Annotated in this window: 15 protein-coding genes and 1 rRNA gene; 2 read left to right on the plus strand and 14 right to left on the minus strand. The window is 56.9% G+C overall.

The genetic code is table 11. The features are described 5' to 3' along the window. Positions 1-19: 19 nt before the first annotated feature. The 4 genes from fre to trxA all read right to left on the minus strand — a co-directional run bounded on the left by fre (position 20) and on the right by trxA (position 4118). Positions 20-718: an NAD(P)H-flavin reductase gene (fre, locus tag DCS96_RS16000; protein ID WP_116475400.1), complete on the minus strand. Its 699-nt coding sequence runs from the start codon at positions 716-718 to the stop codon at positions 20-22. Between the two features lie 2 nt (positions 719-720). Then, a complete protein-coding gene (ubiD, locus tag DCS96_RS16005; RefSeq protein ID WP_116475401.1) occupies positions 721-2220 on the minus strand; it encodes a 4-hydroxy-3-polyprenylbenzoate decarboxylase in 1500 nt (499 codons plus the stop codon). Positions 2221-2331: 111 nt separating this feature from the next. Next, on the minus strand, positions 2332-3597 hold the full coding sequence (rho, locus tag DCS96_RS16010; protein ID WP_116475402.1) for a transcription termination factor Rho: 1266 nt from the start codon (positions 3595-3597) through the stop codon (positions 2332-2334). A gap of 194 nt (positions 3598-3791) precedes the next feature. After that, the gene (gene trxA, locus DCS96_RS16015; RefSeq protein WP_116475403.1) at positions 3792-4118 is read right to left on the minus strand and encodes a thioredoxin TrxA; all 327 of its coding nucleotides are present in this window, start codon (positions 4116-4118) and stop codon (positions 3792-3794) included. A gap of 114 nt (positions 4119-4232) precedes the next feature. Between trxA and rhlB the strand changes: the two genes are divergently transcribed. Both rhlB and gppA read left to right on the plus strand, forming a co-directional pair. Then, on the plus strand, positions 4233-5540 hold the full coding sequence (rhlB, locus tag DCS96_RS16020) for an ATP-dependent RNA helicase RhlB (protein ID WP_116475404.1): 1308 nt from the start codon (positions 4233-4235) through the stop codon (positions 5538-5540). A 5-nt stretch (positions 5541-5545) separates the two neighbouring features. Beyond that, on the plus strand, positions 5546-7039 hold the full coding sequence (gene gppA / locus DCS96_RS16025) for a guanosine-5'-triphosphate,3'-diphosphate diphosphatase (RefSeq protein ID WP_116475405.1): 1494 nt from the start codon (positions 5546-5548) through the stop codon (positions 7037-7039). Between the two features lie 22 nt (positions 7040-7061). Here gppA and hemB read toward each other — a convergent pair whose 3' ends face one another. The 10 genes from hemB to rrf form a co-directional block, all read right to left on the minus strand. Then, positions 7062-8078 (minus strand): porphobilinogen synthase, encoded by a 1017-nt coding sequence (hemB, locus tag DCS96_RS16030; protein WP_116475406.1) that lies wholly within the window; start codon positions 8076-8078, stop codon positions 7062-7064. 8 nt (positions 8079-8086) lie between these two features. Then, entirely contained in the window at positions 8087-8866 is a 780-nt protein-coding gene (locus tag DCS96_RS16035) for a TatD family hydrolase (RefSeq protein WP_116475407.1), read from the minus strand. Further along, positions 8863-9612 carry a twin-arginine translocase subunit TatC gene (gene tatC, locus DCS96_RS16040; RefSeq protein ID WP_116475408.1) on the minus strand — a complete coding sequence of 250 codons (750 nt, stop codon included), beginning with the start codon at positions 9610-9612 and terminating at the stop codon, positions 8863-8865. The genes DCS96_RS16035 and tatC overlap by 4 nt, the downstream gene beginning before the upstream one ends. Beyond that, positions 9613-9975 carry a Sec-independent protein translocase protein TatB gene (gene tatB, locus DCS96_RS16045; protein WP_116475409.1) on the minus strand — a complete coding sequence of 121 codons (363 nt, stop codon included), beginning with the start codon at positions 9973-9975 and terminating at the stop codon, positions 9613-9615. A gap of 2 nt (positions 9976-9977) precedes the next feature. Beyond that, entirely contained in the window at positions 9978-10232 is a 255-nt protein-coding gene (gene tatA, locus DCS96_RS16050; protein WP_116475410.1) for a Sec-independent protein translocase subunit TatA, read from the minus strand. Positions 10233-10313: 81 nt separating this feature from the next. Further along, a complete protein-coding gene (ubiB, locus tag DCS96_RS16055) occupies positions 10314-11954 on the minus strand; it encodes a ubiquinone biosynthesis regulatory protein kinase UbiB (protein WP_116475411.1) in 1641 nt (546 codons plus the stop codon). Further along, a complete protein-coding gene (locus tag DCS96_RS16060; protein WP_116475412.1) occupies positions 11954-12571 on the minus strand; it encodes a ubiquinone biosynthesis accessory factor UbiJ in 618 nt (205 codons plus the stop codon). Before DCS96_RS16060 ends, ubiB begins: the two co-directional genes overlap by 1 nt. Next, on the minus strand, positions 12571-13323 hold the full coding sequence (ubiE, locus tag DCS96_RS16065) for a bifunctional demethylmenaquinone methyltransferase/2-methoxy-6-polyprenyl-1,4-benzoquinol methylase UbiE (protein ID WP_116475413.1): 753 nt from the start codon (positions 13321-13323) through the stop codon (positions 12571-12573). Before ubiE ends, DCS96_RS16060 begins: the two co-directional genes overlap by 1 nt. A 56-nt stretch (positions 13324-13379) precedes the next feature. Further along, positions 13380-13766 (minus strand): fluoride efflux transporter CrcB, encoded by a 387-nt coding sequence (gene crcB, locus DCS96_RS16070; protein ID WP_116475414.1) that lies wholly within the window; start codon positions 13764-13766, stop codon positions 13380-13382. Between the two features lie 238 nt (positions 13767-14004). Beyond that, positions 14005-14119, minus strand: a 5S ribosomal RNA gene (gene rrf / locus DCS96_RS16075). Positions 14120-14129: the final 10 nt, after the last annotated feature.

The following is a 14129-nucleotide window of genomic DNA, read 5'->3' on the forward strand; positions in this document are numbered from 1 at the left end:
GCCCTATTCCTGGCCTGGTTTAAATAAACTCGTAGGCGTCACCAAACAGGTGGTCGGCTTCGACCCCTTTCTCTTTAAAGGCCTCCCGCGCCACACCGGCCATCTCAAAACGACCCGCCACATAGATATCATAGCCGGTCAGGCTGGGGAAATCGGCCATGATCGCCTCATGCACCAGACCGGTCTGTCCCTGCCATTGATCACCGGCATTCTGCACCACGGGCACATAGGTCAGTTCTTTATGCTCGGCCACCCAGTGCTGGAGTTCCTTGTCCGCATACAACTGCTCTTCAAAACGCACACCCCAGTATAGAAACACCGGCCTGTGCAGGCCGTCGGCCAGCATCTGCTGCAGTATGGAACGGGTGTAGGCGTAGCCGGTACCGCCGGCCATCAGGATCACCGGGTGGCGGGACTTGGCGCGTAAATAGGCCTTGCCGGCGGGCAGCTGCAAATCGATATGGCCCTGGTCCCGGATGCGGTTGAGTACCTGCATGGCATAGCTGTTATCGGGGGTGGCACCGATATGCATTTCTATGGTGCCGTCACCATTAGGCATATTGGCGATGGAAAACGGCCGCTTGTCATCATCGGCCATTACCACCAGCAGATACTGTCCAGGATAAAAGTCCACCTGCTGTGCCGGTTTCAGGCGCACATACCAGATGGAATCCGCCAGTTCTTCCAAGGCTTCCAGATTACAATTCACTTTCTGCATGACTATCCTTTGATTTCACTCTGTTCAGCACCGTCGCTCAGGATATCCAGTTTATCCCAGAGCGCATCGACCCTTTGTTTGACCGCATCCGTCATCGTGATCGGCAGCCCCCACTCCCGGTCGGTTTCTCCCGGCCATTTATTGGTGGCGTCCAGTCCCATCTTGGAACCCAGGCCGGAGACCGGCGAGGCAAAATCCAGATAGTCTATGGGTGTGTTTTCGATCAATGTGGTATCGCGTGCCGGGTCCATTCGGGTCGTAATGGCCCAGATCACATCTTTCCAGTCTCTGGCATTGATATCATCGTCACACACAATGACAAACTTGGTATACATAAACTGCCGTAAAAACGACCAAACGCCCAGCATGACACGTTTGGCATGACCCGGATAGCGTTTTTTGATGGTCACCACCGCCATCCGATAGGAGCATCCCTCGGGCGGCAGGTAGAAGTCGACTATCTCGGGAAACTGCTTCTGCAATATGGGCACGAACACTTCGTTCAGAGCCACACCCAGCACCGCCGGCTCATCGGGCGGACGGCCCGTATAAGTAGAATGATAGATGGCATCATGACGACGGGTAATACGTTCCACGGTAAATACCGGGAATTCATCGATCTCGTTGTAATAGCCGGTATGATCGCCATAGGGACCTTCCGGCGCCATCTCGCCGGGATAGATATGGCCTTCCAGCACGATTTCGGCACTGGCCGGCACCTCAAGCTCGTTGCCGATACACTTGACCACTTCGGTGCGGCTGCCGCGTAGCAGGCCGGCGAAGGCGTACTCAGACAAGGTGTCCGGCACCGGCGTTACCGCTCCCAGGATAGTGGCCGGATCCGCGCCCAGCGCCACCGTCACCGGGAAGGGTTCACCGGGGTGGGCCTCCTGCCATTCGCGCAGGTCGAGGGCGCCGCCCCTGTGGCTGAGCCAGCGCATAATGACCTTGTTCCTGCCCAGCAGCTGCTGACGGTAGATGCCCAGGTTCTGGCGCTTCTTGTAAGGCCCGCGGGTGATGGTCAGACCCCAGGTGATCAGCGGTGCCGCATCGCCGGGCCAACAGTGCTGGATCGGGATCCGAGTCAGGTCGACCTGCTCGCCTTCCAGGATCACCTCCTGACAGGGCGCCTTCTTCAGCCGCTTGACCGGCATATTGAGCACCTGCTTGAAGATAGGCAGTTTTTCCATCAACTCTTTCAGGCCCTTGGGCGGTTCCGGCTCTTTAAGGTAGGAAAGCCAGCGACCCACTTCGCGCAACGCCTCCACATCCTGCTGGCCCATGCCCATGGCCACTCGCCGGGGGGTGCCAAACAGGTTGCCCAGCACCGGCATGTCGAATCCCTTGGGGTTTTCAAACAGCAGCGCAGGGCCGCCGGCCTTGAGGGTCCGATCGCAGATCTCGGTCATTTCCAGATAGGGATCGATTTCATGGCGGATGCGCTTTAACTCGCCCTGGGCTTCCAGTTGCGCGATAAAATCTCGTAAATCCTTATATTTCATTGGGTTGTTCCGAGGTGTATCGAGTGGCGTGGAGATTATACCCGGTTCGGGAAGGCTTGTATCGCCCACAAAAAACCGCGGACGAGCCGCGGTTTTTTCAGTTGCTGACGATTACTTCTGTTGCCGCTTCATGGCGTCGAAGAACTCGTCATTGGTCTTGCTCATCGCCAGCTTGTCGATCAGGAACTCGATGCCGTCGATCTCACCCATGGGGTGCACTATCTTGCGCAGTATCCACATTTTCTGCAGTTCGTCCGGGGTGGTGAGCAACTCTTCCCGACGGGTGCCTGAACGGGGGATATCGATGGCCGGATAGACCCGCTTCTCGGCGATCTTGCGCGACAGGTGCAGTTCCATGTTGCCGGTACCCTTGAACTCTTCGTAGATAACGTCATCCATCTTGGAGCCGGTTTCCACCAGGGCGGTGGCAATGATGCTCAGGCTGCCGCCTTCCTCTACATTACGGGCCGCACCAAAGAAGCGCTTGGGTCTGTGCAGGGCGTTGGCATCCACACCACCGGTCAGCACCTTGCCGGAAGACGGCACTACCGTGTTGTAGGCGCGAGCCAGACGGGTGATGGAGTCGAGCAGGATCACCACGTCTTTCTTGTGTTCTACCAGACGCTTGGCCTTCTCGATGACCATATCGGCGACCTGTACGTGGCGGGCGGCCGGTTCGTCGAAGGTTGAGGCAATGACTTCTCCCTTGACCATACGCTGCATCTCGGTAACTTCTTCCGGACGCTCGTCGATCAACAGCACGATCAGCACACATTCAGGGTGGTTATAGGCGATGCTCTGGGCGATGTTCTGCAACAGCATGGTTTTACCCGCCTTTGGCGGCGCCACGATAAGTCCCCGCTGGCCCTTGCCGATGGGCGAGGCCAGATCCAGCACCCGGGCGGTAATGTCTTCGGTAGAGCCGTTACCCCGCTCCATCTTCATCCGCTCGTTGGCATGCAACGGCGTCAGGTTTTCGAACAGTATCTTGTTGCGGGAGTTTTCCGGGCGATCGTAATTCACCTCGCTGATCTTCAGCAGGGCAAAATAACGCTCACCTTCTTTCGGCGGGCGGATCTTGCCGGAAATGGTATCGCCGGTGCGCAGGTTGAAACGGCGGATCTGGCTGGGAGAAACATAGATATCGTCGGGACCGGCCAGATAAGATGAATCAGCGCTGCGCAGAAAGCCGAAGCCGTCCTGCAAAATTTCCAGCACGCCATCACCGAAGATATCTTCACCACTTTTGGCATGGGCTTTGAGGATAGCAAAGATGATGTCTTGCTTACGCAGACGGGCAAGGTTTTCCAGGCCCATGTTTTCCCCAAGCTTTATCAGCTCAGATACGGGGGTATTCTTGAGTTCAGTAAGATTCATAGTGGTGAGTTTCTATCAACCAGGATGTTAAACGGACAGAAAAATCTGCTGGATTGATTCTTGAAATAGATTCTTGAATTAGGAGAGCCCTGGGGCACAAACAGGCTAGCAAACGACCAATAAGCTAGCACCAAAAGAGAGGAGCGTCTAGCAAAAAAAACCACAAGGGGTGCTTTGCGCACCCCTTGTATGTATTACAGGTTCGCGTCCAGGAACTCTTTCAGTTGGGTCTTGGACAGGGCGCCAACCTTGGTAGCAGCCACTTCACCATTCTTAAACAGCAACAGGGTGGGAATACCACGGATACCGAATTTGGGCGGAGTGTCTGCATTCTGGTCGATATTCAGCTTGGCTACGGTCACCTTGCCTTGGTACTCATTAGCCACTTCGTCCAGGATAGGGGCGATCATCTTGCAAGGACCACACCATTCAGCCCAGAAATCCACCAGAACCGGACCATCTGCTTTGACTACATCAGCGTCGAAGCTGGCATCGGTCAGCTGAACAATTTTGTCACTCATCTCCAACTCCAGTCAGTAGTTTGACCCCGGACACAAAACGTCAGGGCAATTTAGTTGCCCTATTTCAAATGATCCTGTTTATTATTGCAAGTCTAACCTGATATTCTGACCGCTATGAGCAAAACACACCTAACCGACGTAAAATTTGCCCAGCTTGACCTGGACCCGCGTGTTCAGGCCGGACTGGAGGCAAAAGGATTTCATCACTGCACGCCTATTCAGGCGCTTGCACTCCCTCATCTACTCGCGGGCAAGGACATTGCCGGGCAGGCCCAGACCGGCACAGGCAAAACCATCGCCTTTCTCGCCGCCACCTTTAACCGTCTGTTGCTTACCCCGGCTCCCGAACAACGCCAGATCAATCAACCCAGGGCCATCATCATGGCGCCGACCCGAGAGCTGGCGGTGCAGATCTATAACGATGCCGACACCCTCAGCGCCAGCACAGGCCTGAAGCTGGGCCTGGCCTACGGTGGCGAAGGCTACGAAAAACAGGTGCAGGTACTCGAAGCCGGGGTGGATATCCTGATCGGCACCACGGGCCGCATCATCGACTTCTTCAAGCAGAAGGTGTTCAGCCTGGATGCCATCCAGGTGGTGGTGCTGGATGAAGCGGATCGCATGTTCGATCTGGGCTTTATCAAGGACATCCGCTTTCTGTTCCGCCGTATGCCAAGTGCCGAACACCGCCAGAACATGCTGTTTTCCGCCACCCTGTCACTGCGGGTACAGGAGCTGGCCTATGAGCATATGAACAGTCCCGAGCATGTGCAGATAGAACCGGAACGCAAGACCGGCATCCGCATCCAGGAAGAACTGTTCTATCCGTCGCAAGAAGACAAGATGCTGCTGTTGCTGACCCTGATGGAAGAAGAGTGGCCCGATAAAGCCATTGTTTTTGCCAACACCAAGCACAGCTGTGAAGAAGTCTACGCCTGGCTGCACCACGACAATCACAGGGTCGGCCTGCTGACCGGCGATGTGCCCCAGAAGAAGCGGCTGAAGATCCTGGAAGACTTCACCAGTGGCGCCCTCGACATACTGGTGGCCACCGATGTGGCGGCCCGCGGCCTGCATATCCCCGATGTCACCCATGTCTTCAACTACGATCTCCCCGACGACGCGGAAGACTATGTACACCGTATCGGCCGAACCGGTCGTGCCGGTGCCAGTGGTCATTCCATCAGCTTCGCCTGTGAGGAATATGTGTTCAACCTGCCGGCCGTCGAAGCCTACATCGAGCACGAGATACCGGTCAGCAAGTATGACAGCAATGCCCTACTGGATGATGTTACCCCGCCCAAACGCATTCATCATCACAGGGCTGCGATGAACCGGGGCTCCCGTGAACGACAGGGACAAGGCGGTGCACCCCGTCGCGGCAGCAACAATCGCCGTCGTCGTCCGCAAAACCGAGGTTAAGCAAAGTGACGACCTCCGCCCTGTATGCGGCCATCGATCTGGGCTCGAACAGCTTTCATATGTTGGTGGTACAGGAAGTTGCGGGGGCCTGCCGCACCCTGGCCAAGGTCAAACGCAAGGTGCGCCTGGCTGCCGGTCTGAACCCGGATGGCAGCCTGGATCGGCCAGCCATGGAGCGAGGATGGGACTGCCTGCGACTGTTCGCGGAGCAACTACAGGATGTACCGACCAACAATATCCGCATCGTCGGTACCGCCACCCTGCGCCTGGCCACCAACATAGACATCTTTCTCGAGCGGGCTCAGGCCATCCTGGGCCATCCCATCCAGATCATTTCCGGTGAAGAAGAAGCCGCCACCATCTATGAGGGCGTTGCCTGGACCTCGTCCGGCCTGGGTAAACGGCTGGTAATCGACATCGGCGGCGCCAGCACCGAGCTGATTATTGGCCAGGACGCCTGCCCTCAGCTGCTGAACAGCCTGCATATGGGCTGTGTCACCTGGCTGAACCGGCATTTTTCCGATAACAGGCTCAACGAACACAACTTTAATCAGGCGATCGGCGCCGCCCAGCGGGAACTGGCCCCGGTCGCCGCCGCCTATCTCAAGCTGGGCTGGCAGGGCTGTATCGGTGCTTCCGGTACCGTGCAGGCGATTCAGGAAATCATGATCGGCCAGGGCGAGAATGAATGTATCACCCTCGACAAGCTGCGACATCTGCAACGACAGGCCATCGCCTGCGGCAGCATGGAACGACTGCAGCTGCCCGGCTTACAGCCCGAGCGCATCCCGGTATTTCCCTCCGGCCTGGCTATTTTAATCGCCCTGTTTGATACCCTGGCGATCGAATCCATGGTGCTGGCCGGTGGCGCCCTGCGGGAAGGCCTGATCTATGGCATGTTGGGCAAGCGGCAGGAATGCGATGCCCAGGAACGCACCGCCGACAGCCTGATCGCCCGCTACCAACTGGATCGGGAGCAGGCTGAAAGGGTCAGAAACACGGCACTACGGGCGTTGCAGCAGGTAGCACAACCGCTGGCACTGGATCCGGTGACTGCCAATCCCATACTCCGCTGGGCAGCCATGCTCTACGAGCTGGGCTTGTGCATCGAATATAAACAGGCACCGGCCCATGCCGCCTATATCATAAGTCACATCGACTTGCCCGGTTTTACCCATGCCCAGAAACAGCTGCTGGCGGCCCTGCTGCTCAATCAACGGGATGAGTTCAAGCTGGAGCCGCTGCGACAACAAAGCGCCCTCGGGTTTGAGCAGGCATTACAGCTGGCCCGCCTGCTGCGGCTGGCCATTATCCTCTGCCTGCGCCGCACCCGCGGCACCGTGCCCGCATTTCAGCTCACCACCAACGGCAAGACGCTGACCCTCAGCCTGCCCGCCAGCTGGAACCGGCATCACCACCTGCGGGCCAGTGAGCTGGCTCAGGAAGCTCGTCGCCAGACCGAACTGGGCTGGCCGCTGGTTATCCGGGAACAGCAATAAAAAAGGCGCCGCGGCGCCTTTTTTACTTCTTGTCTTCGTTCAGCCAGATGGCGACTTGCTTGGCGAAATAGGTAAGGATGCCATCGGCACCGGCGCGCTTGAAGCACAACAGGGACTCCATCACGGTTTCCCGCTCTTTCAGCCAGCCGTTCTGAATCGCCGCCATATGCATGGCGTATTCACCACTCACCTGATAGGCAAAGGTCGGCACTCCGAACTGTTGCTTGACCCGGCGCACCACGTCCAGATAAGGCATACCCGGCTTGACCATGACACTGTCGGCTCCTTCCTGGATATCCAGCGCCACTTCCTGAAGGGCCTCGTCACCGTTGGCCGGATCCATCTGATAGGTCGCCTTGTTGCCACCCTTCAGGTTGCCGGCTGAACCGACCGCGTCCCGGAACGGCCCATAATAATTGGAGGCATACTTGGCGGAATAGGCCATGATCTGGGTGTTGATATGGCCCGCCTCTTCCAGCGCCCGGCGAATGGCACCGATGCGGCCATCCATCATGTCCGAAGGGGCCACTATATCGGCACCTGCCTGCGCATGGCTGAGCGCCTGCTTGACCAGCACTTCTGTGGTAATGTCGTTCAGCACATAGCCGTCTTCGTCGATAATGCCGTCCTGGCCGTGGGTGGTAAAGGGATCCAGCGCCACATCGGTCATCACGCCCAGTTCGGGAAACTGTTCTTTCAGGGCGCGCACCGCTTCCTGGGCCAGACCATCCGAATTGTAGGCTTCTTCCGCCATCAGTGATTTCTGTTCGGACGGCACCACGGGGAACAGGGCGAGCAAAGGCACACCCAGCTTGACCAGCTGGGCAGCCTCTTCCAGCAGCAGATCGATCGACAGTCGCTCGACCCCCGGCATGGACGGCACCGCCTCGCGACGCTGATTGCCCGGCAGCACAAACACCGGATAAATCAAGTCGTCGACGGTCAGGTTGTTCTCCCGAACCAGGCGACGGCTGAAGTCATCTCTGCGCAGACGGCGCAGGCGACGTCCGGGAAAGCCACCAAATACTTGCTGGGTCATTATTCCTCCTAAAGTCCAAAAAAGGCGCGGCTGGTCACGCTCACGGCGGCGATCAGGGCATCGGGTTGCTCGCCACGGCAGGCAGCCACCCGCCGGGCGATATGCTCCAGATAGGCCGGCTCATTGCGCCGTGAGGATGGCTTGGGTGAGAGATCCCGGGGGATCAGGTACGGACTGTCTGTTTCTATCATCAGCCGATCGGCGGGGATCCGCCCGACCAGCCGCTGCAGATCCTGGCCACGGCGCTCATCGCAAATCCAGCCGGTAATGCCGATGTGCAGATCCAGCGACAGGCAGTCGGCCAGCTCTGCCTCGGTACCGGTGAAACAGTGCAGTACGGCAGCCGGCAACTTGTCTCGCCAGGGAGACAGGATTTCAAGGAAGCGGGAGTGGGCATCGCGGCAATGCATAAACACCGGCATATTAAGCTCGGCAGCCAATGCCAGCTGGGCCTCAAATACCGCATCTTGCTGCGGGCGCGGTGAAAAATCCCGGTTGTAGTCGAGACCGCACTCACCGATGGCCACCACCTGGGGCAGGCCGGCCAGGGCTGTCAGCTCCGCCAGGCTGTGTTCATCAAATAGTTTGGCATCATGGGGATGGATACCGGCGGTGGCGTAGCAGAATCCCGGCTGTTTCGCGGCCAGCTCCGCCACCGCACGGCTCTCAGGCAGGCTGGTGCCGGTCAGCACCAGCGCCTCCAGCCCCGCATTCCTGGCACGGTCCAATACCGCATCCCGGTCTTTATCAAACTGGCTGCTGGTCAGGTTGACGCCGATATCGATCATGGCTCCTGATCCTGCTGTGCTTCGGCGTCTTCCTTGCGTACATAAAAGCGGGAAAAGAACACCCCTACCTCGAACAGCAACCACATGGGAATGGCCAGCAGGGTCTGGGAAATCACGTCCGGTGGCGTCAGCAGCATGCCGACAATAAACACCACCACGATCACGTAAGGGCGTTTGCCGGACAGCTCCTTGGGGCTCGTCACTCCTGTCCAGCACAGCAGTATGGTGGCAATGGGAATTTCAAAGGCGATGCCGAAGGCCACGAACAGTCCCAACACAAAATCCAGGTAGCTGGCAATATCCGTGGCGATGGTCACTCCTTCCGGCGCCATCTTGGTGAAAAATCCGAAGGCCAGCGGAAACACCACGAAATACGCAAATGCAGCCCCGGCATAAAACAACAGGGCACTGGAAAATACCAGAGGGGCGATCAGGCGTTTTTCATGCTTATAGAGACCCGGGGCAATAAAGGCCCACACCTGGTACAGGACATAGGGAATCGCGAAGAAGAATGACACTATCAACGTCAGCTTGAGCGGTGTCAGGAAGGGGGTCGCCACCCCGGTGGCGATCATGCTGGCCCCTTCCGGCAGCTGGCTCAGCAGCGGTTCGGCCAGTATGGTATAGATGTCATTGGCAAAATAAACCAATGCCAGGAACACTGCCAGGATGGCGGCAAATGCACGTAATAGGCGGCTTCTCAGCTCGACAAGATGGCTGATAAGGGGTTGCTGTGCTTGACTCATTTAGGACTTATCCTGAGGCTCGATCGATGCGTTCGCAGGGGGACTGATTCTCTGTTCGCTGCCGGCTGGCTTTTCGTAGGGCCGATTAACCGACTCGGCAGCTTCTTTCAGCTTATCGATGGACTCCTGGAGCTCGGGGCTGAGATCCTTCATTCCCAGCTGTTCGGCCTTTTTCAGGTCCCGATGCAGCTCTTCCACTTTTAGTTCCTGGGCAAGTTCGGTTTTAACCGCATTGGCGGTATCACGCACCGTTTTGAACAAACGAGATACCGTTCTGATGGCCACCGGCAAACGCTCGGGCCCAAGCACCAGCAGCCCGATCACGGCAATCACGATCAGCTCCCAAAAACCGATATCGAACATGATTACACCTGATCTTTATCTTTGGCTTTATCCTGCTCTTTCTGATTCAGCGACTCACCCTGCTCTTTTTTATCGGCTAACTGTTGCTGCTCGAAATCAGCATCTTTCTTGCCCTGATCATCATCGGACATCGCCTTCTTGAAGCCTTTTACCGCCGAGCCCAGATCGGCTCCCATTCCCCGCAGCTTCTTGGTACCGAACAGCAGCACCACGATCAGGACGACGATAAGCAATTGCCAAATACTGATTCCACCCATAACAACTTCATCCTATATAGAAAATGAATGACCAAGATACATTAACCCGGCTGCCGACAGACAACCCCGAACCAGATCAAACTAGCGTGCGCTGACCCGGCTCCATCCCAGCAACCATACTACCAAAGTGGTCCCCAAACCAGTCACCGCCCAGGAGGTTTGCTCCATTCCCAGCAGCAGTATGCTGCCAAGCAACAGGCTGGCGCCCATCACCAACAGGAAGTTGCCCTGCCCCTGGTTCTTGTTATGCCGGGAAAACTGATCGTAAAGACCCTGCAGATGGCGATTATGCAGCTTCGCCTGACGCAGGGAGTCGTATATCAGCTCCGGCAGATCCGGCAGCTTCTCGGCCCAGAAAGGCGCATTCCCCCGCACCGCATTGATCACTGCCTTGTAGCCCACCTGCTGCTGCATCCAGTCTTCCAGGAACGGCTTGGCGGTTTTCCACAAATCCAGCTGGGGATACAGCTGGCGGCCGACCCCCTCTACATAGAGCAACGTCTTCTGCAGCAACACCAGCTGCGGTTGCACCGCCATATTGAATCGCCGGGCGGTATTGAACAGGTTGAGCAATACATGGCCGAACGAAATTTCCGACAAGGGCTTTTCAAAGATCGGTTCCAGCACGGTGCGGATCGCCGACTCGAATTCCTCCACCTTGGTATCCGCCGGTACCCAGCCCGACTCCACATGCAGCTCGGCCACCTTGCGATAATCCCGGTTGAAGAAAGCCAGGAAATTTTCCGCCAGATAGCGTTTATCGTCCCGGTTGAGGGTACCGACAATACCGCAGTCGATCCCAATCCACTGGGGATCCTGCGGGTGCTCATAGGAGACAAAGATATTACCCGGATGCATATCCGCGTGGAAGAAACTGTCACGGAACACCTGGGTAAAGAACACCTCGACCCCCCGCTCCGCCAGCAGCTTCATGTCGGTGCCGTTGGCCTCAAGCGCCTCGATGTCCGATACCGGGATACCATATATTCGCTCCATCACCAGTACATTTTCATGACAGTAGCTGGGATAAACTTCCGGCACATACAGGGTCCGGGCCCCTTCGAAGTTCCGTCTGAGCTGAATGGCATTGGCCGCTTCCCGCAACAGATTCAGCTCATCAAACAAGGTCTTGCGGTACTCCTCGACCACCTCCACCGGCCGCAGGCGGCTGCTGCGCTCGGGCACCAGCCGGGCAATCAGGCTGGCCATGGAATGCATCAGACTGACATCCGCCGTGATCACCCGCTCGATACCCGGTCGGATCACCTTGATGACGATTTCCTGACCGGTCTTGAGGCGGGCGGTATGCACCTGGGCAATGGAAGCCGACGCCAGGGGCACTTCGTCAAACTGATCGAATAGCGTCTCTATCCTGGCGTTCAGGCTGCTTTCGATCTGCTTGCGAGCCAGGCGGCCATCAAACGAAGGCACCCTGTCCTGCAGCAGGGCCAGTTCTTCGGCAATATCCGGCGGCAGCAGATCCCGGCGGGTCGACAGCATCTGGCCAAATTTGATAAACACCGGGCCCAACGACTCCAGCGCCAGCCGAATACGTTTACCGCGGGACAGGTCAGGATGCTGGTTTTTCAGCCAGAAGATACTTTTACGGGCCCAGCGGGCAGGCCATACCTGTAACCGGGTAGGTATCAGCTCGTCCAGGCCATAGGTGAAGATGGTTTTGCCGATCTTGTAGAGTCGCAGCAGCTCCCGCAGCTTTCTCATTAATGGTCTACCTTATCTGTCAGTGCCGCCAGGCGTCCCTGCAGGCGCAACAGTTGTTTATCCAGCTCGGTCACCTGATCACAAAAGTCGGCCAGTTCCAGGGGGCCAACCGCCAGCCTGGCTTCTTCCAGCACATAGTCACCGAGATGCCGACTCGCCGCCGTCAACCGGTTGTGCATACCGACAGACAACTCCCGCCCGTGACGGCACAGCAAGTGAGCCATCACATCGCCGGTATAGCCGGCCAGGATATCTTCCATATCGAGTAGCGGATCCTTGAGCAAGGTCGAAAAATCCTGCCACAACTGGGGGTCGCCTTCCAAATCGATGCGTCCCTCGCGGATGTATTGCATCAATAACCCCTTATCCTTGAGTAGCCCCAGGGCGTCGAGCGACAAGGTCAGGTGGCTGTCGGGCTGGCCTTCGTAGTTCTGCATGACATCCAGCCTGTCCTTGGAGAACAGCAGGTAACAGGAACCCAGACTGGTAACCGTCAATTGCAGCACCTTGCCCGCCAACGGCTGGACTTTTTTCAGCCGCTCGGGAGCCAGTTGCAAAAAGCGGTTGAAACCGGCTTCCAGGGTTCCGGTAACCACGGGAATCAGCAGGCTGGCCATCAGAATTTAAACCCGCGATGCAGTGCCACTATACCATCGGTCAGGTTGAAATATTCGGTCTGCTCGAAACCAACCTCCTCCATCATGGCCTTCAGGGTGTCCTGATCCGGATGCATGCGGATGGATTCGGCCAGGTACTGATAGCTGTCACTGTCGCTGACAACCAGGGAGCCCATCTTCGGCAATATGTTGAAGGAGTAGAAATCATAGAGCTTGCTCATCACCTCGTGCTGGGGTTTGGAAAACTCCAGCACCAGCAGCCGCCCACCAGGCTTCAGCACCCGAAACATGGAAGCCAGCGCCCGATCCTTGTTGGTTACGTTTCGCAGACCAAAGGCAATGGTGATCACATCGAAGTAGTTGTCGGGGAATGGCAGATGCTCGGCATTGGCCTGTACATAGGCGATATTGTTGCCCAATCCCTTGTTGCGCAGCTTGTCCCGGCCGACCTTAAGCATGGAATCATTAATATCGGCCAGTACCACCTGCCCGCTCTCGCCCACGATACGGGAAAATTTGGCGGTCAGATCACCGGTTCCGCCGGCCAGATCCAGTACCTTCTGGCCCTTGCGGACACCGGAGCAGTCAATGGTGAAGCGTTTCCATAACCGGTGAATGCCGAACGACATCAGATCATTCATCACATCGTATTTGGCTGCCACCGAATGAAATACACTGGCCACCATCTGCTCTTTTTGCTCGGCATCCACTGTTTTATAGCCAAAGTGGGTCGCTTTTTGCTGCTCTGACATGCCTTACCACACCTGAAAAATGAAAGGGCTAGTGTACTGCAAATCACCAGGCGGGGCTAACGGGAAGCCAGCATGTTATTGGTGAGCTGCATACCCAAATAGGCAAACATAATACAACAGAGTACATTAAGGGAAACGTTCAACAGGGCCTTGAGCAGGTTACCCTGCTCCAGCAACAATACTGTGTCCATCGAGAAGGAAGAAAAAGTGGTCAGGGCCCCCAACATGCCGACCATCACAAAGGGGCGCCAGGAGTGAGGACTGACGATGCTGTGCTGTACCAGCACAAACATGATTCCCATCAACAGTGATCCGGTCAAATTGACCGTAAGTGTGCCATACGGAAACCCACGCCCCAGCAGCCGGGCCATCAGCTCGGTCACACTAAAACGCAAGATGGCCCCCATGGCGCCGCCCATCCCAATAAATAGCAGGGTTTGCATACCGTTCGCCCGACGAAAAGAAAGAGAAGAGCCGCCATTGTAGGCAGATAAGCGTCAAAAAGGTACCAAACGCAAAAAGCCCTTCACATCGGTGAAGGGCTGTTCGATGGGCTGCCCGGCATGACTCGGGAACGGCTCGCTCGCCGGCTTTCAAGGCATGGCCTTTGTCATGTGCAAGATACCGGCCGCCGAAACGAAAAAAAGCCCGATACAACAGTATCGGGCTTTTCTATTGGGTGCCTGGCAGTGACCTACTTTCACATGGCAGCTGCCACACTATCATCGGCGCGGGTGCGTTTCACTTCTGAGTTCGGCATGGGATCAGGTGGGACCACAACGCTATCGCCGCCAGGCATAAACTGG

Origin of the sequence: Zobellella maritima (assembly GCF_003075035.1) — a bacterium.
GTDB lineage: Bacteria > Pseudomonadota > Gammaproteobacteria > Enterobacterales > Aeromonadaceae > Oceanimonas > Oceanimonas maritima.